Annotated in this window: 22 protein-coding genes; 20 read left to right on the plus strand and 2 right to left on the minus strand. The window is 63.0% G+C overall.

The genetic code is table 11. The features are described from left to right. Nucleotides 1-31: 31 nt before the first annotated feature. Nucleotides 32-1672 carry a chaperonin GroEL gene (gene groL, locus AB1286_RS16650; protein ID WP_430364295.1) on the plus strand — a complete coding sequence of 547 codons (1641 nt, stop codon included), beginning with the start codon at nucleotides 32-34 and terminating at the stop codon, nucleotides 1670-1672. A 126-nt stretch (nucleotides 1673-1798) separates the two neighbouring features. Here the strand turns inward: groL and AB1286_RS16655 are convergent, their stop codons facing one another. Further along, on the minus strand, nucleotides 1799-2665 hold the full coding sequence (locus AB1286_RS16655) for a hydroxymethylpyrimidine/phosphomethylpyrimidine kinase (protein WP_430364296.1): 867 nt from the start codon (nucleotides 2663-2665) through the stop codon (nucleotides 1799-1801). Between the two features lie 232 nt (nucleotides 2666-2897). Between AB1286_RS16655 and AB1286_RS16660 the strand changes: the two genes are divergently transcribed. The 8 genes from AB1286_RS16660 to AB1286_RS16695 all read left to right on the plus strand — a co-directional run bounded on the left by AB1286_RS16660 (nucleotide 2898) and on the right by AB1286_RS16695 (nucleotide 9644). Next, nucleotides 2898-3068 (plus strand): rubredoxin, encoded by a 171-nt coding sequence (locus AB1286_RS16660; protein ID WP_102648300.1) that lies wholly within the window; start codon nucleotides 2898-2900, stop codon nucleotides 3066-3068. Between the two features lie 58 nt (nucleotides 3069-3126). Next, entirely contained in the window at nucleotides 3127-4518 is a 1392-nt protein-coding gene (locus tag AB1286_RS16665; RefSeq protein ID WP_430364297.1) for a hypothetical protein, read from the plus strand. A gap of 270 nt (nucleotides 4519-4788) precedes the next feature. After that, nucleotides 4789-5367, plus strand: a complete 579-nt coding sequence (locus AB1286_RS16670) for a YqgE/AlgH family protein (protein WP_430364298.1) — start codon at nucleotides 4789-4791, stop codon at nucleotides 5365-5367. After that, the gene (gene ruvX, locus AB1286_RS16675; protein ID WP_430364299.1) at nucleotides 5364-5786 is read left to right on the plus strand and encodes a Holliday junction resolvase RuvX; all 423 of its coding nucleotides are present in this window, start codon (nucleotides 5364-5366) and stop codon (nucleotides 5784-5786) included. The genes AB1286_RS16670 and ruvX overlap by 4 nt, the downstream gene beginning before the upstream one ends. Then, nucleotides 5786-6301, plus strand: coding sequence for a bifunctional pyr operon transcriptional regulator/uracil phosphoribosyltransferase PyrR (gene pyrR / locus AB1286_RS16680; protein WP_430364300.1), 516 nt, complete (start codon nucleotides 5786-5788; stop codon nucleotides 6299-6301). Before ruvX ends, pyrR begins: the two co-directional genes overlap by 1 nt. 83 nt (nucleotides 6302-6384) lie before the next feature. Further along, complete coding sequence (locus tag AB1286_RS16685) at nucleotides 6385-7416, plus strand: aspartate carbamoyltransferase catalytic subunit (protein WP_430364301.1); 1032 nt, start codon at nucleotides 6385-6387, stop codon at nucleotides 7414-7416. 56 nt (nucleotides 7417-7472) lie between these two features. Further along, complete coding sequence (locus AB1286_RS16690; RefSeq protein ID WP_430364302.1) at nucleotides 7473-8750, plus strand: dihydroorotase; 1278 nt, start codon at nucleotides 7473-7475, stop codon at nucleotides 8748-8750. 51 nt (nucleotides 8751-8801) lie between these two features. Then, nucleotides 8802-9644, plus strand: coding sequence for a lysophospholipid acyltransferase family protein (locus AB1286_RS16695; protein ID WP_430364303.1), 843 nt, complete (start codon nucleotides 8802-8804; stop codon nucleotides 9642-9644). A gap of 51 nt (nucleotides 9645-9695) precedes the next feature. Here the strand turns inward: AB1286_RS16695 and AB1286_RS16700 are convergent, their stop codons facing one another. Continuing rightward, nucleotides 9696-10550 (minus strand): symmetrical bis(5'-nucleosyl)-tetraphosphatase, encoded by an 855-nt coding sequence (locus AB1286_RS16700; protein ID WP_430364304.1) that lies wholly within the window; start codon nucleotides 10548-10550, stop codon nucleotides 9696-9698. Nucleotides 10551-10752: 202 nt separating this feature from the next. Here AB1286_RS16700 and rfbB point away from each other — a divergent pair, with 202 nt between their 5' ends. The 11 genes from rfbB to asnB all read left to right on the plus strand — a co-directional run bounded on the left by rfbB (nucleotide 10753) and on the right by asnB (nucleotide 24202). Next, nucleotides 10753-11814: a dTDP-glucose 4,6-dehydratase gene (gene rfbB / locus AB1286_RS16705; protein WP_430364305.1), complete on the plus strand. Its 1062-nt coding sequence runs from the start codon at nucleotides 10753-10755 to the stop codon at nucleotides 11812-11814. A 12-nt stretch (nucleotides 11815-11826) separates the two neighbouring features. Then, entirely contained in the window at nucleotides 11827-12708 is an 882-nt protein-coding gene (rfbA, locus tag AB1286_RS16710; protein ID WP_430364306.1) for a glucose-1-phosphate thymidylyltransferase RfbA, read from the plus strand. After that, nucleotides 12705-13256: a dTDP-4-dehydrorhamnose 3,5-epimerase gene (gene rfbC / locus AB1286_RS16715; protein WP_430364307.1), complete on the plus strand. Its 552-nt coding sequence runs from the start codon at nucleotides 12705-12707 to the stop codon at nucleotides 13254-13256. The genes rfbA and rfbC overlap by 4 nt, the downstream gene beginning before the upstream one ends. Then, nucleotides 13253-14164, plus strand: a complete 912-nt coding sequence (gene rfbD / locus AB1286_RS16720; protein WP_430364308.1) for a dTDP-4-dehydrorhamnose reductase — start codon at nucleotides 13253-13255, stop codon at nucleotides 14162-14164. The genes rfbC and rfbD overlap by 4 nt, the downstream gene beginning before the upstream one ends. Before the next feature lie 439 nt (nucleotides 14165-14603). Then, nucleotides 14604-15875 carry a Vi polysaccharide biosynthesis UDP-N-acetylglucosamine C-6 dehydrogenase TviB gene (gene tviB, locus AB1286_RS16725; RefSeq protein ID WP_430364309.1) on the plus strand — a complete coding sequence of 424 codons (1272 nt, stop codon included), beginning with the start codon at nucleotides 14604-14606 and terminating at the stop codon, nucleotides 15873-15875. 17 nt (nucleotides 15876-15892) lie between these two features. After that, nucleotides 15893-16960: an SDR family oxidoreductase gene (locus AB1286_RS16730; protein WP_430364310.1), complete on the plus strand. Its 1068-nt coding sequence runs from the start codon at nucleotides 15893-15895 to the stop codon at nucleotides 16958-16960. A gap of 110 nt (nucleotides 16961-17070) precedes the next feature. Further along, on the plus strand, nucleotides 17071-18504 hold the full coding sequence (gene murJ / locus AB1286_RS16735) for a murein biosynthesis integral membrane protein MurJ (protein WP_430364311.1): 1434 nt from the start codon (nucleotides 17071-17073) through the stop codon (nucleotides 18502-18504). Then, nucleotides 18486-19622, plus strand: coding sequence for a glycosyltransferase family 4 protein (locus AB1286_RS16740; RefSeq protein ID WP_430364312.1), 1137 nt, complete (start codon nucleotides 18486-18488; stop codon nucleotides 19620-19622). The genes murJ and AB1286_RS16740 overlap by 19 nt, the downstream gene beginning before the upstream one ends. A 23-nt stretch (nucleotides 19623-19645) precedes the next feature. After that, entirely contained in the window at nucleotides 19646-20806 is a 1161-nt protein-coding gene (locus AB1286_RS16745) for a glycosyltransferase (RefSeq protein WP_430364313.1), read from the plus strand. Between the two features lie 120 nt (nucleotides 20807-20926). Then, the gene (locus AB1286_RS16750; RefSeq protein WP_430364314.1) at nucleotides 20927-22216 is read left to right on the plus strand and encodes a hypothetical protein; all 1290 of its coding nucleotides are present in this window, start codon (nucleotides 20927-20929) and stop codon (nucleotides 22214-22216) included. Further along, entirely contained in the window at nucleotides 22217-24202 is a 1986-nt protein-coding gene (gene asnB, locus AB1286_RS16755; protein ID WP_430364315.1) for an asparagine synthase (glutamine-hydrolyzing), read from the plus strand. Nucleotides 24203-24267: the final 65 nt, after the last annotated feature.

A 24267-nucleotide genomic window follows, 5' to 3' on the forward strand; every position in this document is an offset into this window, starting at 1 on the left:
ATATTTCATAAAGATTTCAAGGAGTTAAAAGATGGCAGCTAAAGACGTCGTATTCGGCGACAGCGCTCGCGCCAAGATGGTTGAAGGCGTGAACATCCTTGCGAACGCAGTGAAGGTCACGCTGGGCCCGAAGGGTCGCAACGTCGTCCTCGAACGCAGCTTCGGCGGCCCGACGGTCACGAAGGATGGCGTGTCGGTCGCCAAGGAAATCGAGCTCGAAGACAAGCTCCAGAACATGGGCGCGCAAATGGTCAAGGAAGTCGCTTCCAAGACCAGCGACAACGCCGGTGACGGTACGACGACGGCCACGGTGCTGGCACAGTCGATCGTGCGCGAAGGCATGAAGTACGTCGCATCGGGCATGAACCCGATGGACCTCAAGCGCGGCATCGACAAGGCCGTGCACGCCGCCGTGGAAGAGCTGAAGAAGATCAGCAAGCCCTGCACGACGAACAAGGAAATCGCTCAGGTCGGCTCGATCTCGGCGAACAGCGACACGTCGATCGGCGATCGCATCGCTGAAGCGATGGACAAGGTCGGCAAGGAAGGCGTGATCACCGTCGAAGACGGCAAGTCGCTCGCCGACGAGCTCGAAGTCGTCGAAGGTATGCAATTCGACCGCGGCTACCTGTCGCCGTACTTCATCAACAACCCGGACAAGCAAGTCGCCGTCCTCGAAAACCCGTTCGTGCTGCTGCACGACAAGAAGGTTTCGAACATCCGCGATCTGCTGCCGGTGCTCGAGCAAGTGGCCAAGGCCGGCCGTCCGCTGCTGATCATCGCTGAAGACGTCGAAGGCGAAGCCCTCGCAACGCTCGTGGTGAACAACATCCGCGGCATCCTGAAGACCGTTGCGGTCAAGGCGCCTGGCTTCGGCGATCGTCGCAAGGCGATGCTCGAAGACATCGCGATCCTGACGGGTGGCCAAGTGGTTGCCGAAGAAACGGGCCTGACGCTCGAAAAGGCGACGCTGCAAGAGCTCGGTCAAGCCAAGCGCATCGAAGTGGGCAAGGAAAACACGACGATCATCGACGGCGCAGGCGACGCGAAGAACATCGAAGCGCGCGTGAAGCAAATTCGCACGCAAATCGAAGAAGCGACTTCGGACTACGACCGCGAAAAGCTGCAAGAGCGTGTCGCGAAGCTGGCTGGCGGCGTGGCCGTCATCAAGGTTGGCGCGGCGACCGAAGTCGAAATGAAGGAAAAGAAGGCACGTGTCGAAGACGCGCTGCACGCAACGCGTGCCGCCGTTGAAGAAGGCATCGTTCCTGGCGGCGGTGTTGCACTGATCCGCGCTCGTGCGGCGATCTCGAGCCTGAAGGGCGTGAACGCCGATCAAGACGCCGGTATCAAGATCGTGTTGCGCGCGATGGAAGAGCCGCTGCGTCAAATCGTGACGAACGGCGGCGAAGAAGCCAGCGTCGTCGTGGCAGCCGTTGCCGCAGGTAAGGGCAACCACGGCTACAACGCCGCGACCGGCGAATACGGCGACCTCGTGGAAGCCGGCGTCGTCGATCCGACGAAGGTGACGCGCACGGCGCTGCAAAACGCCGCTTCGGTCGCAGGCCTGCTGCTGACGACGGACGCAGCGGTTGCCGAACTGCCGAAGAAGGATGCTCCGATGGCTGGCGGTATGCCCGGCGGCATGGGCGGCATGGGCATGGACATGTAATTTCGGCGTGACGGCCTCGGCCGTCAGCTGGAATCGCATGATGGGCGCGCCGCAAAGCGCGTCTCTAGCCGATAAAAAAACCCCGCAGCGATGCGGGGTTTTTTTATGGCTTGCTCAAATGCGCGGTTATGCCCGCGACGGCTTATGTCGCATTGGATCGAGGCCAATCGGCGGCGGGGCCGAGGCCTCTTCGTCCTCGCGCGCCCAGAAGAAGCGATCGGGCAAATAGGCGCCCATGCCCGGCCGAAACGCTTGGCGCACCGCCTGATACAAATATTCCTGCGCCTCGCGCGCCGCTTCAGCGGGTTCTTGCCCATTTGCGAGCAACGCGGCGACAGCCGCGCCCAGCGTGTCCGTGATGCCCATTATCCGCTGCTGCGGACGATCCCACATGTCTTGCCGCAATTGACCTTCATCGCTAAACAGCGTGTTCACGAGCCGATGGGTGCCCGTTTGCGTCGACAGCACGTATTCCGCACCCTGCGATAGCAAGTGCGCGATCGCGCCGTCGAGACTTGGCGCTTCCGCGTCGCCGTCGGGTTGCGCGAGCGCGATGAGCGTCGCTTGATCGGCGATGAGGACCGTTGTTTGCGGGGCGAGCAGATCGGCGATCGATTCGCGCAGCTCGTCGGCGGCCAAAACGTGTTCGTCGTCGACGGTGAAGTCGGGCGCGAGGATCAGCGGGATATCGTCGTAATCGGACACAACCTCGGCGATTGCGCTGACGACTTCCGCTCGCGTGGCCGCGCCCACTTTGAACGCGGCAATCGGCATATCTTCGAGCAGCATGCGCGCTTGCGTGGCGACGACGTCGGGGTCGAGCCCCGTCACCTCATCGCAGGTGGCCGAATCGCGGACCGTGTAGCCCGTGAGGACCGATACCCCATGGCAGCCCATGCTGGCGAGCGTGAGCAGGTCGGCCTGTAGGCCGAAGCCGCCTGTGGGGTCGGACAGGCCGAAGGTTAGAACGATCGGAGGGGCGGCGCTTTGCATGGAATAGGGCATCGTTTTTAAGTCGCGAGCGGCGGGCCGGCCGGCCCGCCTGCGCGGTCGGTTCATTATGCGGCCTAATGCGCTTCGATGGCACGGTTGAGTACACGCTTTGCCGATAACCCGGCAATATCGTCCGGCGATACGCGCTTCACGTCGATTCCTAGCCAGGCATCCCTCAAAAACGGTACCATCATGGCTCTTTGATCAACGGATCTTTCAACGCGATACAAGAATGGAATATAAACAGTGGATGTGCCTGATTTGCGGCTGGATCTACGACGAAGAGGCTGGCCTGCCTGAAGAAGGCATTGCCCCGGGTACCCGCTGGGAAGACGTTCCGATCAATTGGACGTGCCCCGAATGCGGTGCGCGCAAGGAAGATTTCGAGATGGTCCAGCTCTGACCTGCGGCCGAGGCGGCCCGAGCTTTTCGGTTCGGGCCGCTTTGCATGCTCCCACGCCATGACAACCGTCGATTTACCGAGCCTCGAGGCCTTGCCCAATCCGCGCGGCGCCGCCGTTCCGGAGGCTGAAGCCGCGTTGGTGGAGGCTCGGCATGCCAGCGAGGCGCAACTGGCGGTCGTCGGTCCGTTGCTGCGGGCTGCGCAGGCATTGCGCCAAGCCGGTTGGCTGGCCTCGCAGCGTTTCGTCGATGCCCTCGTACTCGTTTCGCCCTATGCGAATGACGAATTCGCGCCGCGGTTTCGCTCGGCGCTGACCGATTTCCACGCGGCGCTGACGCGTCGCAATCTAAGAGAGCTGGCCTGTTCGCCCACGCTTTTTGCGCACTATCGCGAACTGAACGCGCAAGTCGCGCGGCATACGCAAGGCTACGTCGTCGCATTCGAGGATCTCGCTTTGGCGGGACGACCGATCGCTCCGGCAACGCTTCGCGCGTCGTCCGCTGCGTCTTTGGGGTTGCTGCGTGCTCGGTACGAGCAAGCGCTGCTGCCCGTGCTCAAGGGACACGAGGATGTAGGCGCGGCGCTCGACGAGCTCGACGCCTGCATGGCCGAGCTCTGCGGCGACGATACCTACGACGTATGGCGTCTGGCGGTCGCATGCGCGCACGCTTTGCGCGTGAACGGTCGCGCGCAAGCCGGCGATCCCGAGGCAAAGCGCTTTTATGCGCGATGCAATCTTTTGCTTGCCGAGCAAGGCCACGGGCTGCCACTGGCGCCGCGTTCCTTCGTCCGTTCGGCGCTCGCATTGTTGTGGCGCGATTACGCGCTATACGGCGCGGCGGCGGAAGATGCCGATGCGGTCGAGATGCTGCATGACTACGGGTTGACGGTCGATTGGCACGTCGCGGCGACGCAGGCGTCCGAGCAAGCTTGGGAACAAAGCGCGGCCGATGCCGAGACGGCGGCGGGTGGCGACACAACGGGTGGCTCGGGCGTTGCGCGCGACCTAGGCGCGCTATCGGTGAATGTCTTCGCGTATGAGGATTTCCTGCAAACGGCCGATGCCGCGATGGCTGCGCTTTCGGTCGGCACCGACGCGGCATTCGCCGCGGCGACACCCGATGCGGCCGCTGCGGAGCACGCCGGACAGGCCGCTTATCGGCTAGGCGCCGCGGCGCAGGCGCTCGGCCTCGGCCATGTTGCATTGCTGGCCGATGCGCTCGGCCTTGCTTGGCGCCGCCATGCATATGCGGCACGCATCGGATCGGCGCAATGGGCACCGGCGCGACGTCCGATGGAGCAAGCCGGCGAAGCGTTGCGCGCGATGCTTTTGCGCGTGGCAGCGGGCTTTGCTCCGCCCGATTCGGCGGTGCCGCTCGCGTTGCTCGTGCAAGCCGTCGAGCGTGCCGCTCCGGCGACCGATACGACCTCGTCGTCCTCCGTCTCTTAAGCATTCACATACTTCGCATCGCCACTCGCTTTGCATTCGCGTGCTAAGGCGCTGCCGGGTAGCCGCGTGCGGCGTGCCGTCGCGGCCGGACTCCTTGTCCGAACGGCTCGAAGGCACGGGACGCGGCGGGCATGCGTGATAGAGTGCGGGAAATATGAGGCAACCGCGGGCGGGCGCGAAGCATGCGCCGTTCACGATCTGTAGCCTGTCTTGCGTGCCGGCGCTCATACGCGGCGTCCAACGTGCACCGTCTTTGCTAAAATTCGAACCATGCCTAAGAGTAACGATCGCATCAACCTGACCAACCAGTTCCTGATCGCCATGCCCAATATGGCGGATCCCACGTTTTCAGGGACGGTGGTCTACCTTTGCGATCACAGCGAACGCGGTGCGCTCGGCCTCGTCATCAACCGGCCGACCGATATCGATCTCGAATCGCTGTTCAGTCGCATCGACCTGAAGCTCGAAATCGAGCCGCTTCTTCACGTCCCCGTCTACTTTGGCGGTCCGGTGCAAACGGAGCGCGGCTTCGTGTTGCACGAACCCGTCGAGGGAAGCGCCTACACGTCGTCGATGGCCGTCACGGGCGGGCTTGAAATGACGACGTCGAAAGACGTGTTGGAAGCCGTCGCGAGCGGGAAGGGTCCTCATCGTTTCTTGCTCACGCTAGGCCATGCGGGCTGGGGCGCGGGGCAATTGGAAGAAGAAATCTCCCGCAATGGATGGCTGACGGTCGAAGCCGATCCGAAGATCGTGTTCGACGTTCCGGCGGACCAACGTTTCGAAGCCGCGCTGGCGCTACTTGGCGTCACGCCGTCGATGCTCTCGGGCGACGCGGGTCACGCATGACACAAGCCGTTGGGCGTGAGGCGACGCTGCTTGCGTTCGACTATGGTGAAAAACGTATCGGCGTGGCGATCGGTAACGCTCTGACGCGACACGCGCGCGCACTCGCCGTCGTACCTAACCGCAATCGCGAGTTTCGCTTCGAAGCCATGGGCAAACTCATCGGCGAATGGAAGCCGGACGCGCTCGTGGTCGGCCTGCCGTGTCATCCCGACGGTACGCCGCACGAAATGACGCAGCTAGCCAAGCGCTTCGGCAATCAGTTGAATGGGCGTTTCAATTTGCCCGTTGCCTGGGTCGACGAGCGCTACAGTTCGGTTGCGGCCGATCTCGATATGCGCGACAGCGGCGTTGCAGCCGACATGCGCGATGCCGAGGCGGCACGCATCATCCTTCAACAGTACCTGGACGGGCTTTCTTGATGAGTCCCATTGATGCCGAAGCGTCTTACGCGACGCTCCTCGCCCAGATTCGCGACGCATACGGCGCATCGTTCGGCGCTGCCGACGGCCCCGTTCTCGCGGGTATTCACAGCGGCGGCGCATGGCTGGTCGAGCGTCTCGCCGCCGATCTGGGCGCCAAGTTTTTCGGGGTCGTGAACGTTGCGCTGCATCGCGACGATTACGCTAAAAAAGGGCTGCATAGCCAAGCGAGCCCGACTTCGCTGCCATTCGACGTCGACGGTCGCCGTATCGTCCTGGTCGACGACGTTTTGCATACGGGGCGGACCGTGCGTGCGGCCGTCAACGAGCTTTACGACTATGGCCGCCCGGCTGCGATCGAGCTTGCCGTGCTCGCCGAGCGTAGCGGCCGCGAGTTGCCGATCGAGGCGCGATTCGTCGGTGCACGTGCCGAGGTGCCTGCCGATATGACGCTTGTACTCGAGCGGGGCGGCGATATGCGATTCACGTTCCGCACCGAAGCGCGTGGCGATTGATCTGCCGCATTTGTTTTTCGGCGAAGCGCAGCGGCCTTCGTGCCCGCACGCGCTACGTCCTCCATGTTTGAATTAGACCGACCATGAACACCGTCACCCCGGGCCGTGCCGATCACGGCGGCGAGTCCGCATCCGCCGAGCGCTTCCGCTACGGCTTCCTCAAGGGCAACCCGCAGCTCACGAAGAACGGCGAGCTCAAGCATTTGCTGACGATCGAAGGGCTCCCGCGCTCGATCGTCACGCATATCCTCGATACCGCCGAGCAGTTCGTGAGCGTGACCGATCGCGAGGTGAAGAAGGTGCCGCTGTTGCGCGGCAAGTCGGTCTTCAACCTCTTTTTCGAAAATTCGACGCGTACGCGCACGACGTTCGAGATCGCGGCGACGCGCTTGTCGGCCGACGTGCTCAATCTGAACATCAATGCGTCCTCGACGAGCAAGGGCGAATCGCTGCTCGATACGATCAATAACTTGTCGGCCATGCACGCCGACATGTTCGTCGTGCGTCACGCATCGAGCGGCGCGCCGTACCTCATCGCCGAGCATTGCGCGCCGCACGTGCACGTGATCAACGCGGGCGACGGGCGTCATGCGCACCCGACGCAGGGTCTGCTCGACATGTACACGATTCGCCATTACAAGCGCGATTTCACGAATCTGCGCGTGGCGATCGTCGGCGATATCTTGCACTCGCGCGTGGCGCGTTCCGACATCCACGCGTTGACGACGCTCGGCGTGCCGGAAGTGCGTGCCATCGGCCCGCGCACGCTGTTGCCGGGCGGGTTGGAAGAGCTTGGCGTGCGCGTTTATCACAACCTCGACGAAGGGCTGAAAGACGTCGACGTCGTGATCATGCTGCGTCTTCAAAACGAGCGTATGAGCGGTGCGTTGCTCCCATCGGCGCAAGAGTACTTCAAGAGTTGGGGGCTGACGCCCGAGCGGCTGGCGCGTGCCAAGCCCGATGCGATCGTCATGCATCCGGGCCCGATGAACCGCGGCGTGGAAATCGATTCGCAAGTGGCCGACGGCCCGCAATCGGTGATTCTCAATCAAGTGACGTTCGGGATCGCGGTGCGCATGGCCGTGATGAGCATCGTCGCCGGCAACAACGACTGAACGGGCAGTGTCGCGACGCCAAGCGGCGGCGACGTCAAAGAGAACAAAGGCAGCGCATGAAGATTCATATCCAAGGCGGCACGGTGATCGACCCGCAAGCGGGCACCGAGCAACGGGCGGACGTTTTCGTTGCCGAGGGCAAGATCGCCGCGATCGGCGCGGCGCCCGCCGATTTCAAGGCGGACAAAACGATCGACGCGAACGGGCTTTGCGTGGCGCCGGGGTTCGTCGACTTGTCGGCGCGGCTGCGCGAACCGGGTTACGAGCACAAAGCAACGCTCGATTCCGAAATGGCTGCGGCGATGGCGGGCGGCGTGACGACGCTTGCATGCCCGCCCGATACGGATCCGGTGCTCGACGAGCCCGGCCTCGTCGAGATGCTTAAGTTTCGCGCAAGCAAGCTCAATCGCGCGAACGTGCACCCGTTGGGCGCGTTGACGGTCGGCCTGAAGGGATCGGTCATCACCGAAATGGTCGGGCTGACGGAGGCCGGTTGCGTCGGCTTCACGCAGGCCGATTCGCCGATCGTCGATACGCAAGTGCAACTGCGCGCGCTTCAATACGCGAGCACGCACGGCTATACCGTATGGTTGCGTCCGCAAGACGCGTATCTCGCCAAGGGTGGGGTGGCCGCCAGCGGTGCCGTCGCGTCGCGCCTGGGCTTATCCGGTGTCTCCGTCGCGGCGGAGACGATCGCGTTGCACACGATTTTCGAATTGATCCGCTCGACGGGTGCGCGCGTGCACTTGTCGCATTTGTCTTCGGCGGCAGGCGTGGCGCTCGTGCGCGAGGCGAAGGCCGAGGGCTTGCCGGTGTCGTGCGATGTCACCGCGAACCACATTCATCTGATCGACGTCGATATCGGCTACTTCGATTCGCAATTCCGTCTCGATCCGCCGCTGCGGACGCAGCGCGATCGCGAAGCGATTCGGGCGGGGCTCGCCGACGGCACGATCGACGCGATATGTTCGGCGCACACCCCCGTGGACGACGACGAAAAATTGTTGCCGTTCGCCGAGGCCACGCCCGGTGCGACGGGGCTCGAACTGCTGCTCTCGCTGACGATCAAGTGGGCCGACGAAGCGAAGCTGCCGCTCGCTCGGGCACTTGGGCGGATCACCTGCGAGCCCGCGAAGGTGCTGAAATTGCCCGTGGGTACGTTGCAACCGGGGACTGCGGCCGATGTCTGCGTGTTCGACCGCAATGCCTATTGGCGCGTGGAGCCGCGCGCGCTCAAGAGCCAAGGGCACAACACGCCGTTCCTCGGCTATGAACTGCCGGCGCGTGTGCGCGCGACGATCGTCGCAGGGCACGTGGCCTACGAGCAGGCATAGCGCCAGGGTGCGCGATACGTCCGTCGAACGAACTATGAACCGCCCATCGCGATGAAACTTGCTCTAGCCAAATGTCGGCTCGTTTTGCATCTGCTGCGAGGGATGTGGATCGTCGCAGTCCGTTTCCCGAGTATGTCCGATGCGAGCAAGCTCGAGATCAATCGCGCTTGGTCGCTCAAGATGCTCCGGCTCGCCGGTATGCGTCTTGTCGTGCACCATGACGAACGGCGCATCGACCACGGCGCGCTCGTCGTGGGCAATCACATTTCTTGGCTCGATATCTACGTCGTCAACGCGTGGCGGCCGACACCGTTCGTGTCCAAGGCCGAGGTGCGCGGATGGCCGGTCGTCGGCTGGCTCGCGCATCGGTTGGGAACGATCTTCATCCATCGCGAGAAGCGTCGCGACGCGCACCGCACGATGCATGAAATCGTCGAACGCATTTCGTCGGGCGGGGTGGTTTGCGTGTTCCCGGAGGGGACGACCTCGGATGGGCTCGGGCTGCTGCCGTTTCACGCGAACCTGTTTCAAGCAGCGGTGTCGGCGCAGTGTATCGTGCAGCCGATTTGCATCCTGTATGAAGATCGCGATGGGCGCCAGTCGACGGTGCCGGCTTATATCGACGACTTGTCGCTCGTGCAGTCGCTGAATGCCGTGTTGCGCGGCGGGCGGTTTACGGCGCATTTGCACGTGGGCGCGCCGATCGATCCAATGACGGATCGGCGGGCGCTATCGGCTGCGGCGCGCGATGCGGTGGGGGCTGGGTTGGCGCAATTGCAAGCGCAAGTGGCGCGGCCGCTCGATGTCGCGGGCCCCGTACCCACGGCAACCGCCGACGGTTGCGAGAGCGGCGACGATCCTGCGATCGAAGGTGCGCTTACGCCGCGTCAATGAAACGTTGCGTGGCCGTTCACAGGCCACGCTGGCCGCGATCCGAGCGCGGGTTCAGTCGCCGCGTCCCGCGCCCGAGCATTCGCCGCACTCGACCTGGATGACGGTGCGCTGCCGAGGGTCGGCGGCGAGCCGGACGGCGGAGAGCCGATTGCCCCATACGCAACCAGAATCCAGGGCGATCAGATTGTCGCGCAGCATGAGCCCAAGCGCCGCCCAATGCCCGAATACGACCGTGAGATCCCGAGTGCGGCGCTCAGGCACGTCGAACCAGGGAAGATAATTTTCCGGCGCGGAAGCGGGCCCGCCGTTCGACGCGAATTCCATCGACCCGTCGGGCGTGCAAAAGCGAATCCGCGTGAGCGCGTTGAAGGCGACGCGCATTCGATCCTTGCGTTTGAGATCGGGCGTCCAGCGGCGCGGTTCGTTGCCGTAGAGCTCCCCCAGGGTTTCCTTCCAATCGGCGGCGCGCAACGCGCGTTGCAGTTCATCGGCCAATTCCAGCGTCAACGTCAGGTCCCATTGGGGCAGTACGCCCGCATGGACCATCAGCATGCCGTTTTCATAATGGGCGAACGGACGGTGGCGGAGCCATTCGAGCAGCGCGCGCGCGTCGGGCGCCGCGAGGATGTCGGCGATCGTGTCGCTGTCCTTCATCTTGCGGATACCGGCGTGAACCGCGAGCAAATGCAGGTCGTGGTTACCGAGCACGGCATGTGCACGGGTTCCGAAACCGATCACCTCGCGCAACGTGGCGAGCGAATCGGGGCCGCGATTGATGAGGTCGCCGGCAAACCATAGCGGCGTTTCGGGCGTTGGAGGCAGCGTGTCGAGCAGCCGCCGCAGCGGGGCATGGCAGCCTTGGAGGTCGCCGAAGGCGAAGGGAGTGCGAGAGACGTGATCGTTCATCGAAGTCGGGGACGAAGGCAAGCGGTAAAGCTGGCCGAATAGCGCTGGCGGCGCCGTATAATTGGCGGCATCGAAGCGGCCGCATGGCGATTGCTTCTTGGACGGCGACGGGTAGCGCGGCTTGCGGTAGCTGCCGCAAACGGCGGGCTTGTCGGTCGCGGTCCGGCTCGTTTTTAGGCCACGCTTATCCTATAGGAACTTCATGATTCTCGTAACGGGCGGTGCCGGGTTCATCGGCGCAAATTTCGTGCTCGATTGGCTGCGCGGCGCAGACGAAGCCGTGTTGAACGTCGATAAGCTCACCTATGCGGGCAATCTGCGCACGCTCGAGTCGCTCCAAGCGGATCCAAGGCACGTCTTCGCGCGCGTGGATATCTGCGATGCGGCGGCGCTCGACACGTTGTTCTCGAAGCATCGTCCCCGCGCGGTCGTGCACTTCGCGGCCGAGAGTCACGTCGACCGTTCGATTCACGGGCCGGCGGATTTCGTCCAGACGAACGTCGTGGGCACCTTCGTGCTGCTCGAGGCCGCACGCCGCTACTGGGCGTCGCTCGACGGCGAGGCAAGCGAGGCGTTCCGCTTCCTGCACGTCTCGACCGACGAAGTCTTCGGATCGCTCTCGCCGACGGATCCGCAGTTTTCCGAAACCACGCCGTATGCGCCGAACAGTCCCTATTCCGCGACGAAAGCGGGCTCGGACCATCTCGTGCGCGCCTATTTCCATACGTACGGGCTACCGACGCTTACGACGAACTGCTCCAACAACTACGGCCCGTATCAGTTTCCGGAGAAGCTGATTCCGCTCATGATCGCCAACGCGCTGGCGGGCAAAGCACTGCCCGTGTACGGCGATGGCCGCAACGTGCGCGATTGGCTCTATGTGAGCGACCATTGCAGCGCGATTCGCGAAGTGTTGGCGCGCGGCGAGCCCGGGCAGACGTACAACATCGGCGGCTGGAACGAGAAGGCGAACATCGAGGTGGTGGAAACGCTCTGCGATTTGCTCGACGCTGCCAGCCCGAAGGCGCAAGGCTCGTATCGCGACCAAATCGCGTTCGTCAAGGATCGTCCCGGCCACGACCGGCGCTATGCTATCGACGCACGCAAGCTCGAGCGCGAGCTCCAATGGAAACCCGCGGAAACGTTCGAGACCGGGCTTGCGAAAACCGTGCGCTGGTATCTCGACAACCAAGCGTGGGTAGACGAGGTCGCCTCGGGCGAGTATCGCAAGTGGGTGGAAACCAACTACACGAAGCGCGTGTGAGGAGAGCGCCCCATGTCGCGTAAAGGCATCATTCTGGCCGGAGGCTCCGGCACTCGGCTTTATCCGATCACCAATGTCGTGTCGAAGCAGTTGCTGCCCGTCTACGACAAGCCGATGATCTACTATCCGCTGTCGACGTTGATGCTCGCGGGCATCCGCGATGTGCTCATCATCTCCACGCCGCAAGATACGCCGCGTTTTGCGGCGATGCTGGGCGACGGCAGTCATTGGGGCATGAATCTCGAGTACGCCGTGCAGCCATCGCCCGATGGGCTCGCGCAAGCATTCATCATCGGCCGCGACTTCATCGGCGGCGATCCGTCGGCGCTTATCTTGGGCGACAACATCTTCTACGGACACGATCTTGCCGGGCAGCTCGACCGAGCGAATGCGCGCGAGTCGGGTGCGACCGTGTTCGCCTATCACGTCAACGATCCCGAGCGATACGGCGTGGTCGAATTCGACAAGCGCTTCGCAGCCTTGTCGATCGAAGAGAAGCCGCTCAAGCCGCGCTCGAACTATGCCGTAACGGGGTTGTATTTCTACGATGAGCGAGTGTGCGACATTGCTTGCGACATCAAGCCCTCTGCGCGCGGCGAACTCGAAATCACCGACGTCAATTCCCGATACCTGACCGACGGGGCGCTGAACGTCGAAATCATGGGGCGCGGCTACGCGTGGCTCGATACCGGCACGCACGATTCGCTGATCGAGGCCGCGTCGTTCATCGCGACGCTGCAAAAGCGCCAGGGGCTCGTCGTGGCATGTCCGGAAGAGATCGCTTTCCGGCGCGGATGGGTGAGCGCGGAGCAGCTCGAGAAACTGGCGGCGCCGCTATCGAAGAATGCGTATGGACAATATCTTCGCAATCTCCTGACGGATCCTATCGCGTGAACATATCAGTTATCGACACGTCGTTGCCCGACGTAAAGCTCATCGAGCCGAGGGTGTTCGAGGACGCCCGCGGCTTTTTCTTCGAAAGCTTCAACGCGCGCTCGTTCGAGCAGGCCATCGATCCGAACGTGCGCTTCGTTCAAGACAATCATTCGTTTTCGCGCAAGGGCGTGCTGCGCGGCATGCACTATCAGATCGAGCACGCCCAGGGCAAGCTTGTGCGCGTGGTCAGCGGCGAAGTGTTCGACGTCGCAGTCGATATGCGCCGAGGCTCGCCGACGTTCGGGAAGTGGGCGGGCGCGCGCTTGTCGGCTGAAAACAAGCTGCAAATGTGGGTGCCACCCGGTTTCGCGCACGGTTTTTACGTGATCTCCGACGGCGCCGAATTTCTTTACAAGACGACCGACTATTGGTTTCCTCAGCACGAGCGCACGTTGCTGTGGAACGATCCGGTGCTCGGTATCGATTGGCCGCTCGAGGGTGCCCCTCAAGTGGCAGCGAAAGACGAGGCAGGGTGCCGCCTGGCCGATGCCGAGGTGTACGCATGAGGATCATGGTGACGGGTGCGAAGGGGCAGGTGGGCTGGGAGCTCACGCGGTCCCTCGCGGCGCTCGGCGAAGTGTTGCCGCATGACCGAGCGCGCGCGGACTTGTCGCAGCCGCACACGCTAAAAGCCGTCGTGGCGGCGGCTAAACCGGATGTGCTCGTCAACGCTGCCGCTTATACGGCGGTCGATAAGGCCGAAGAGGACGAGGCCGGCGCGCGGGCGGTCAATGCCGAGGCCGTCGGTGTCTTGGCCGAAGCTGCCCGCGAGGCGGGCGCACTGTTCGTGCACTACTCCACTGATTACGTTTTCGACGGCACGAAGCCGCGCCCCTACCTCGAGACCGACGCGCCGAACCCGCTCGGCGTCTACGGCGCCACCAAGCTCGAAGGCGAGCGAGCGGTTGCCGCGGCGGGCGGCGACTGGCTTGTTTTCCGGACGTCTTGGGTCTATGGGCCGAGAGGGCGCAACTTTCTACGCACGATGCTCAGACTGGCGGCGCAGCGCGAAACGCTGAACGTGGTATCGGACCAAACGGGTGCGCCGACAAGCGCTCGGGCGATCGCGCAATGGAGCGCCCATGCCATACGTCAAGCGATGGCCGAACGCGCAAGCTCGACATTCGAGCAGGGCTTATTTCATTTGACCGCCGAAGGTAGCACGAGCTGGCATGGATTCGCGTCCCGGATCGTCGAAGCGGCGCGGCGAGCGCTGGGCGACGAGGCGATCCGCGCGCGCTCGGTCGAGCCGATTGCCACGGCGCAGTATCCGACGCCGGCGCGCCGCCCCGCCAATTCGGTGCTCGACAACACCGCCTTCGAGCGGCGTTTCGGCTTGTGGCGTCAGCCCTGGGACGCGGCGATGGAAGATATCTTGGACGACGTTTTCGAGCGAATGCGCGACCCCGGCTAGCGATGGGGCGGATTTCACATCGTGGTGGCGGGGTGCGGGCGATGTGCTACCATGTTGGCCGGTCGCGAACGGGTTTCGGTGGGGGCCGCATTTGCCGAATTCGATTCTCGTTGGCCGCCGCACAAGCGAAAAAAGCTATGTGTACGCCCGCTGTAAGGGCGTGAAAGCAGGTTCGAAGAATACAGGAAAATTCAGGAGAAATGGGGCCTGGTTCTGTCTCGGGAGCGTCGGGTGCAAATAAACATCGTTTGCCCGCACCGTAGGCATTACGGGACCCATCAGTTGTCGGCGCAACTTAGATCATTCGCTCGCAAGTCGTCTTGCAGCTTCTTCAGCCGACTCATCCTTATCGTTGATTTGCCGCGGATCGATTGGCCGCGCGCATGTGATTTTGCGTCATTTACCTAATTATCTGAAGACTGGTTTGGTGGAGTTGTCGATGAATCTAGAGGATGTCAAGCTTGCCATTATCGGCCTTGGGTACGTGGGTCTGCCGTTGGCCGTCGAATTCGGCAAGCAGCGCCCCGTCGTGGGCTTCGATATCAACGCGAAGCGGATTGCCGATCTGCGTGAAGGTCACGATTTCACGCTCGAGACGACATCCGAGGAACTGGCCGATGCGCGTCACCTCGTGTACACGACCGACAAGCAAGATCTGAAGGCGTGCAACTTCTACATCGTTACGGTGCCGACGCCGATCGACGAGCATAAGCAACCCGATCTCACGCCGCTGATCAAGGCGAGCGAGACCGTCGGCAGCGTGCTGAAGAAGGGCGATATCGTCGTGTACGAATCGACGGTCTACCCCGGCTGTACCGAAGAAGACTGCGTGCCTGTGCTGGAGCGCGTATCCGGCCTGAAATTCAATGTGGATTTCTATTGCGGCTACAGCTCGGAGCGTATCAACCCGGGCGACAAGGTGCACCGCGTGACGACGATCAAGAAGGTGACCTCGGGCTCGACGCCCGAAGTCGCCGATATCGTCGATCAGGTCTACAACCTGATCGTGACGGTGGGTACGCACCGCGCAGGCAGCATCAAAGTGGCCGAAGCGGCGAAGGTCATCGAAAACACGCAGCGCGACGTGAATATCGCGCTGATCAACGAACTCGCGCTGATCTTCAACCGGATGGGCATCGACACGGAAGAAGTGCTCAAGGCCGCCGGCAGCAAGTGGAACTTCCTGCCGTTCCGTCCGGGTCTGGTGGGCGGGCACTGCATCGGCGTCGATCCGTACTACCTGACGCACAAGGCGCAGTCGATCGGCTATCACCCCGAGATCATCCTCGCCGGCCGTCGCTTGAACGACAGCATGGGCCGGTACGTCGTGAGCCAACTGATGAAGGCGCTCTCGCACCGCCGCATTCACGCGAACGGCGCACGCATTCTCGTAATGGGGCTGACGTTCAAGGAAAACTGCCCGGATCTGCGCAACACGCGCGTCGTCGATATCGTCAAGGAACTCGGCGAGTTCAACTGCACGGTCGACGTCTACGATCCGTGGGCCGATACCGCCGAAGCCGAGCACGAGTACGGGCTCAAGCTGACGACGGACCCGCAGCAAGGCGCTTACGACGGGATCATTCTCGCCGTTTCGCACGATCAATTCCGCGAAATGGGCAAGGATATTCGCAAGTTCGGCAAGGCCGAGCATGTCCTGTACGACCTCAAGTACGTCCTTGACGCAGCAGACTCGGATCTGCGCCTGTAACCCTGCGCCTGTACACGATGAACGCATACGAAGCTTTGAAGGCGTCGCTCACCGAGCGGCGCGGAACCTGGTTGGTGACCGGCTGCGCGGGTTTTGTCGGCAGCAATTTGCTCGAAACGCTGTTGCGCCTCGGGCAACGCGTGGTGGGCCTCGACAATTTCGCGACCGGGCATCAGCGCAACCTCGACGAAGTTCAGGCACTTGTTGCGCCCGAGCAATGGGCCAACTTCACCTTCATTCGCGGCGACATCCAAAACCTGGATGACTGCCGTCGCGCGATGACGTGGGCGTCCGCGGGCGAAGAGCACGGCGTCGACTATGTGCTGCATCAGGCGGCGCTCGGTTCGGTGCCGCGCAGCATCGAGGATCCGATTCGCACGAATGCGAACAACATCGACGGCTTCTTGAACATGCTCGTCGCCTCGCGCGATGCTAAGGTCAAGCGCTTCGTCTACGCGGCAAGCAGCTCGACCTACGGCGATCACCCGGGGTTGCCGAAGGTGGAAGACCGCATCGGCAAGCCGCTGTCGCCGTACGCCGTGACCAAGCTCGTGAACGAGCTGTATGCGGACGTGTTCGGCCGGGTCTACGGCCTCCAGTCGGTCGGTTTGCGTTACTTCAACATCGTGGGGCGCCGGCAGGATCCGAACGGCCCGTACGCGGCCGTCATTCCTCGATGGATCTCGGCGTTGCTCAAGAACGAGCCGGTCTTCATCAACGGCGACGGCGAAACGAGCCGCGATTTCTGCTACATCGACAACGCCGTGCAAGCGAACTTGCTCGCGGCGACGACGGAAAACCCGGAGGCGGTCAACCAGGTTTATAACGTCGCCGTCGGCGATCGCACGACGCTCAATGAGCTGTTCGAGATGATCGTCGCCAATCTTGCCGACTACGGCTGCCCCACGACGACCAAGGTCCAGTACCGCGATTTCCGCGCGGGCGACGTGCGTCACTCGATGGCGGACATCGGCAAAGCGGCCACGCTGCTCGGCTACGACCCCTCGCACCGCATCGGCGAAGGGCTGAAAGAGGCAATCGGCTGGTATGTCGCCAGTCTGGGTGCAAAGCGCAGCGACGCCTAACCGGCGTCGCCCTCGCGGAGCAACCGGGGAAGCGAATGCTCAGTAATGTACGTATGGTGACGTTGATCACCATACTTGCCCAAATCGCCGCCTTCGTTAGAACCGCCATCATGGCGGATATCTTTGGGGCCTCGAGTGTCGTCGACGCCTACAACCTCGCGCTCGTCGTCCCGGTGATGATCGCCGGGATCGTCGGCGGCTGGTTGCAGTCGGGTTTCGTCGGCCGTTATATGGAACGGCTTACGCAGTCGGCCGAAGCCGCCACGCGATTTCGTACCGCCGTGTGGCAGTTGGTCCTGCTGATCGGCGCATCCCTTGCCGCAGTGCTGGTCGTCTCGCGCGGGCTCGTGGCCGGGACGCTGGTTCCGGCGAGCACGGCCACGACGCTGCACCTGACGCAAGCGGCCATGGTCATCGCAGCGTGGTCCCTGCCGCTCACGATCGTTTCCGATTACATGGGGCTCGTTCTCAACTGTCATGGTCGCTTCGGCGCCGCGGCGGCTGCACCGGTGCTCAACGCGATCGTTTCGGCCGCCGCGCTCTGGGTGTGGCCCACGCGCGATCTCGATGCGCTCGTCATTTCGCTGCTCCTCGGCGGCGCGGTGCAATTCGGCGCGCTGCTCGTCGCGATGCGCCGGGCCCGGCTCGGGTTCGCCTGGGAGGCGCTGCATTTCACCGACGACGTGAAAGCGACGCTCAAGCTCGCGTTACCCATCATGCCTGCCGTGGTGTTCTCGAACGGCACCACGATGATCATTCAGATGACGTGCGCACGGCTCGGAGAAGGGGCCGTCGCGCTTTACGGCTATGCTTCGCGTCTGCACGGTGCCGCGACTCAAGTGCTGATCATCGGACTTAGCACGGTACTGCTGCCGCGCTTCGCCGCGCTGCTGGCCCGCAACGAGAGCGATGAGATCGTCCGTCTGCTGTGGAGAATCGGCCGCGCCTCGTTGATGGTTTGCGTCTTCGTCGCCGCGGGAGTCTGGCTGCTCGGTACGCCCGTCGTGTTGACGCTGCTCGGCCGCGGGCACTTCGATCACGCGCTAGGCGAGCGCGTCGGGCAAGCGTGGTTGCTGCTGACGCTGTCGCTGTTTCCGTTTGGCCTCGCGACGTTTTTCGCGAAGCTGTATCAAGCGAAGCTGCGCCCGCAACTGTTGTCGATGTCATCCCTGGTCGCGCTGATCGCGACGAGCGTCTTCTGCTTGATCGGCTATCGCACGTCGGGACTCTCGGCCGTATTGCTGGCGCCGCTCGGCACGCAAGTGTGCGTCCTCGTGTTCTTCCTGTTTTGCTTTAGGCGCGAATTCGGCCAGGGGGGACTCTTTCCCCGCCGAGTCGAGTCGATCGTGCGTTGCGCGCTGTGGACGCTGCCGTCGGTGGCGGCCGACCTCGCGCTTCAGCACGTTCTGCCGTCCGCCAATTCGACGCTCGCGGTGTTGCTGCGCGGCGTAGTTTTCACCGTCTTGTTCGTGGCCAGCGCAAAGCTCGGCGGCGGCGCGAGATGGGTGCTCAATACCGATCCGGCATGTCAAAGCCGCACGTAATGCTGCTGGTGTCGAGCCTCGGCGGCGGGGGCGCCGAGCGCGTCATCTCCGAGCTCGCGTCGTTCCTTTGCGACGGCGGCCACCGGGTCACGCTCACGACGCTCGAAGGCGACGGCGAAGACTTCTACGGCCTCGATCCTCGTGTGCAACGCGTGCGCGCGAACATCATGTGGAATTCGGCCTCGGCCGTCCAAAGGATCGTCAATACGTTCCGGCGTTTGTCGATCATTCGCCGCGCGGTGCGAGCGGCGAATCCGGGCGTCGTCGTCAGCTTCATCGACATGACCAACATTCGCGTGCTCGCCGCGCTGATCGGGACGTCCATTCCGGTCGTCGTATCCGAGCGCACCGATCCGCGCCACCATCGCATCGGACGCGCATGGGAACGGTTGCGCCGATGGAGCTATCCGCTCGCGGCGCGCGTCGTCGTGCAAACGGACGGGGTTTGCGAATGGGCGAAGCGTGCGATGCCGCGCGCGAAGATCGACGTCATTCCCAATGCCGTGAGAGCGTTTGCATCGGCTGACGCGACGCGCCCGGCGCAGATGCCGCAGGGGCCCGTCGTCGTTGCGATGGGGCGATTGAGCGACGAAAAAGGATTCGACCTGCTGCTCGAGGCTTTCGCGCAAGCCGAGTTGGCCCGCGACGGCTGGACGCTCGTGATTCTTGGCGAGGGCCCCAAACGCGCGGCGTTGACCGAGCAGGCTCGTGCGCTCGGCCTTGCATCGCAGGTGCTTTTGCCGGGCCGCACGCGCGAGCCGGACGCATGGTTGCGTCATGCCGACATCTTCGCGTTGTCCTCGCGCTACGAGGGCTTTCCGAACGTGCTGATCGAGGCGATGCAGTGCGGTGCGGCGAGCGTCGCGTTCGCCTGCGACAGCGGACCGTCCGCGATCGTTCGTGACGGGGTCGACGGGCTGCTCGTGCCCGACAAGGATGTTGCCGCGCTTGCGCTGGCATTGCGGCGTTTGGCTGCCGATGCACCGTTGCGCGTGCGCTTGGGCGCTGCGGCATGCGGCGTGGTCGAACGTTTTTCGCGTGAAGCGGTGTATCGCCAATGGCAGACGCTTTGCGAAGATGTCGCGGCTCGGCGCGAGCCGTCCCGTTTGCCCGGCTAGGAGCCGGTTCGCATTCTTTTCTTATGAACAAAGACAGCAAAGCGCAACGGATCACTTTCGTTATCGGTTCGATGGCCGTAGGCGGCGCGGAGACGCAGATGGCCTTGCTGGCGACCGAACTCGTGCGACGAGGATGGGACGTCTCCCTCTACGCCCTCGAAGACGGGGACCTGCGTTCGCGCTTCGAATCGGGCGGCGTGCGCGTGCTGCTGGGCGGCTACGATTCGTCGGCGCGCGGGCGGGCACGCAAGATCGCGCTGATCGCGCGCGCCCAATGGCGCCTTTTCACGCTATTGCTCCGCCAGCGGCCGCATGTGGTTCACGCATTCTTGCCGCTCACGAATTTGATGGGCGCCGTCGCGGGCAAGCTCGCGCGAATTCGTGTCGTCGTCACGTCGCGGCGCGCGTTAGGCTTGCACCAGGATCGCCATCCGTGGTGGCCCTGGTTCGATCGAATGGCGAATGCCTGCTCGACGATCGTGACCGTGAATTCGGCCGCGGTGGGCGACGATACCGTCGCACGCGACGGCATTGCCCGCGAGAAGCTCGCACTGATTTACAACGGCTTGCAGTTTTCGGTACCGGACGATATCGTCGGGCTGCGCCATCGATTGCGCGAGCAACTGTCGCTTGCGGCAGACGATATCGCGCTTGTTTGTGTCGCCAATCTGATTCCCTATAAGGGGCACGCTGAACTCATCGAGGCATTTGCCAAGTTGCGAGGCGACGGCGCCAATGTGACGTTGTGTCTCGTCGGCGACGATCGCGGCATCGGCGCGTCATTGGCGGCGCAAGCGCAGGCGCTCGGCGTGACGCAATGGGTCAAATTCTTGGGCCGGCGTTCGGATGTAAAGACACTGTTGTACGCGATGGATATCGGCGTCATGGCGTCCCATGAGGAGGGTTTTTCCAATGCGCTCCTCGAGAAGCTCGCGTCCGGTTTGCCGGTTGTCGCCACTTCGGTCGGCGGCAATCCCGAAGCGCTCGAAGGCATGCCCGACTGCTTGCTCGTCGAGTCGAAGAATTCGGGATCGCTGCTGGACGGATTGCGTCGCGCAGTGGAGCAATTGCCCGAAAGCGCGCAGCGCCGCGACGTTCGCTCGCGTATCGTTATCGATCGTTATTCCGTCGATGCGACGGTGAGTCAGCACGAAAAAATATATCGACTAAAACTCGGGGGTTGAAAGGAGCACGCTGCGGTGATGCTGACAACCTATCTACAAGGTTCATATGTTGTTCTGGTCGCGCTAACCGTAATGTTTTTTCTCCGACGTAAGCGATTCGATGCGCTTTTCGTCGGAGGCGTGGCCACGGTTATCTATTTCATGCCGGGTCTGTTCGGTTCGATCCAATTTCCCTATGGCGGGGAGGCGGGCTTTTACGTGTCGCCGGTCGTGCCGGGCACCTATGCGGTGATGTTCATGGTCCTAGCGACGCTACTCGCGGTCACGTATGGCTATGATCGACTGAGCGGCAACTTGCGCGGCGAAATCGCCGTGCCCGATCGGTGGGTGCCCGAAGTGCTCGGCGCGATCATGGTGCTCGGCGCGGCGATGTCGATCGCCACGATCGGTAAAGGGTATTTGTGCGTAGAGAAGGCCGATATGCTGGCCCGGATCAATTCCTGGTACTACGTCGCTTCGTATTCGGCGCCGTTGGCGTTCGTCAGTGCGTTGGCCGCGCGCAAATGGTGGCTCGTGGCCGCGGCCGTCGCCGTGCTGCTGTGCGACTTGTTCATCGGCTTTCGCGGCGCCACCGCGGTCGCGCTGATCGGCGCTTGCTTGACGTATGGACATGCCCTGTTCGGCCCGTGGAAGTCGCGCATCGCGTATGTCGCGGCGGTGGTCGTCGTGGCGGCCGGTCTGTTCGTGGTCAAGCAGCTCGCATGGAATATTAAATACACGGTGTCGGTCGATTGCCCGCCCTTGCCGGTTGCATCGAGCACGGCGTTTAGCGGCCGCTTCTCGGCCGAGCAGGCGCGAGAAGCGGAGCAGGCGTTGGCGGCCGCGCCGACCGAGCTCCATTTGGAGAACATGGCTCATACGGCGAATCTGCTTCGGAACGAGAACGTGTACCTCGATGCGCTTCGCTACTCCGAACCGATGGTGATCGGAGCCATTCTCAACGAAACCGTGCGGCGCGGTTTTACGATTCCGTTGAGCGATGTGGCGAAGCAGGCGCTCAGCGGCATACCCGGTGGCAAGTCCGTTTTCGGGATCGACGTGTCCGACGTGCCGTTGTTCAGCACGCGTTTCCGGCCCGTGCTATTTCCGCACGTGACGTTCGGGATGGCTAGCAACCCGTGGGCGCAGGCGTTTGCGGCCGGCGGTTTTCCGTTGGTTTTCGTGTTCGCGTTAGTTTATGCTTCTTGCCTTGCCGGCTTTGCCGCCATGGGCCGAGCCACGCCTGTCGTGACGCGTGCGCTGGTGGCCGTCGCGGTGGGGTGGTGGGGGTTTTATGTACATAGAAACGACGTGCTCATCCAAGTGGGCATCATGAAAATGACGATTTACATTGCCGTGCTGGCGATGTTGGTCGGTGCCGCGATAGGCGGCGCAGCAAAATTCAAGCAAATCGTGCTGGGACATCATTAAATGTGCGGATTCGTAGGACTTCTGAATTGGGACGGGTTGTCGGGCGAGGCTGACGGCCATGCCAGGGCGATGGCGGACGCGATCGCGCACCGTGGCCCCGACGACGAAGGGTTTTGGCGCGATCCGAACGGCTGCGTCATATTCGGCCACCGCCGGCTGGCTATCGTCGATCTATCGGCCGCCGGTCATCAGCCGATGGATTCGCGCTCGGGCCGCTGGACGATCGCCTTCAACGGCGAAATCTATAACCATGAATCGCTGCGCGCAGAGCTCGAGCGCGGCGGCTGGGCGCTCGGGTGGCGCGGCCACTCCGATACCGAGGTGATGCTGGCCGCGTTCGAGGTATGGGGCGTCGAAGGTGCGCTGCAAAAATGCGTCGGCATGTTCGCGTTCGCCTTATGGGACCGCGAGACGAAAACGTTGACGCTCGGCCGCGATCGCCTTGGCGAAAAGCCGCTTTACTACGGATGGCTACGCAATACGCTCGTGTTCGGCTCCGAGCTTGCCTCGTTCTACTGCCATCCGGACTGGCATGGCGAGATCGATCGTGGCGCACTGGCGCTATTGATGCGGCACAACTACATTCCGGCGCCTTATTCCGTTTTCAAAGGCGTGTCCAAGTTGCCGCCCGCTACGGTGGCGCGCTTTTCGAAGCGCGGCAAGGAGCCGGAGATCCGCGAGTACTGGAGTTTGCGCGAAGTGGCGGAAAACGCGGCGCGCGCGCCGTTTGCCGGGACGCCTGAGCAAGCGGTCGACGAGGTCGAGCGCCTGCTGCGTCAAGCGCTCCAAGGTCAAATGATGGCCGATGTGCCGCTCGGTGCATTCCTGTCCGGCGGTATCGATTCGTCGACGGTTGTCGCCGTCATGCAATCGTTGAGCAAGCAACCGGTGCGCACGTTCTCGATCGGCTTCGATGTGCCCGGTTATAACGAGGCCGAGCATGCGAAGGCCGTTGCCAAGCACCTGGGCACGTCGCATACGGAACTCTATGTGACGTCGCGGGAGGCACTCGACGTCGTGCCGAAGTTGCCGTCGATCTATAGCGAGCCGTTCTCCGATTCGTCGCAGATCCCGACCTACCTCGTCTCGAAGCTGGCGCGCGAGCACGTTACCGTATCGCTGTCCGGTGACGGCGGCGACGAACTGTTTTCGGGGTATTCGCGTTATGCGGTATCCGAAGCGCTGTGGGGCCGCATTTCGCTGCTGCCGGCGTCGATGCGCGCCGCCTTCGCGGCGGGCATTCGAGCGGTTCGCCCATCCGTATGGAACGGCGCCCTCGCGTTGCCGCTGCGTGCCATGCCGGCGCGCTATCAATTCAAGAACCCCGGCGACAAGCTGCACAAGTTTGCCGACCTGCTCGGGTTGAAGACGCACGACGACGTCTATCGCCGGCTCGTGTCCCATTGGCAAGCGCCCGAAACGCTTATTCCCGGCGCGAAGGAGCCGCCGACGTGGCTCACGCGACGCGATGGGGTGCCTAGCTCGATGACCGACGTCGTTCGCCGCATGATGTTCCTCGATTCGGTCAGCTATCTGCCGGACGATATCCTCGTCAAGGTCGATCGCGCATCGATGGCCGTGAGCCTCGAATCGCGGGTGCCGATGCTCGATCATCGAATCGTCGAGTTCGCGTCGACGCTGCCGATGTCGATTCTGCGCCATGAAGGTGTTGCGAAGTGGCCGCTGCGCCAAGTGCTCTATCGCTACGTACCAAAGGAATTGATCGATCGCCCGAAGATGGGCTTCGGCGTGCCGCTGGACGCGTGGTTGCGCGGGCCGCTGCGCGAGTGGGGCGAGTCGCTGATCAACGACTGCGCACGTTCCGGCGATGGCCTGTTCAATGCGGACGAGGTACGTCTTGCTTGGCAGGAGCATCAGAGCGGCGCGCGCAACTGGCAATACCAGCTCTGGGACGTGCTGATGTTCCAAGCGTGGCACTCCCAATATCGCGAGCACCAAGGCGCCCGTGCAATGGCGGGCGTTTGAAGAGAAGCGAAGGTAGCGAGGCGTCGATAGGGGCACTTGTGCGTGAGTCCCCCTTCGCCGGCAGC

This window comes from Trinickia sp. NRRL B-1857 (assembly GCF_050470685.1).
Lineage (GTDB): Bacteria > Pseudomonadota > Gammaproteobacteria > Burkholderiales > Burkholderiaceae > Trinickia.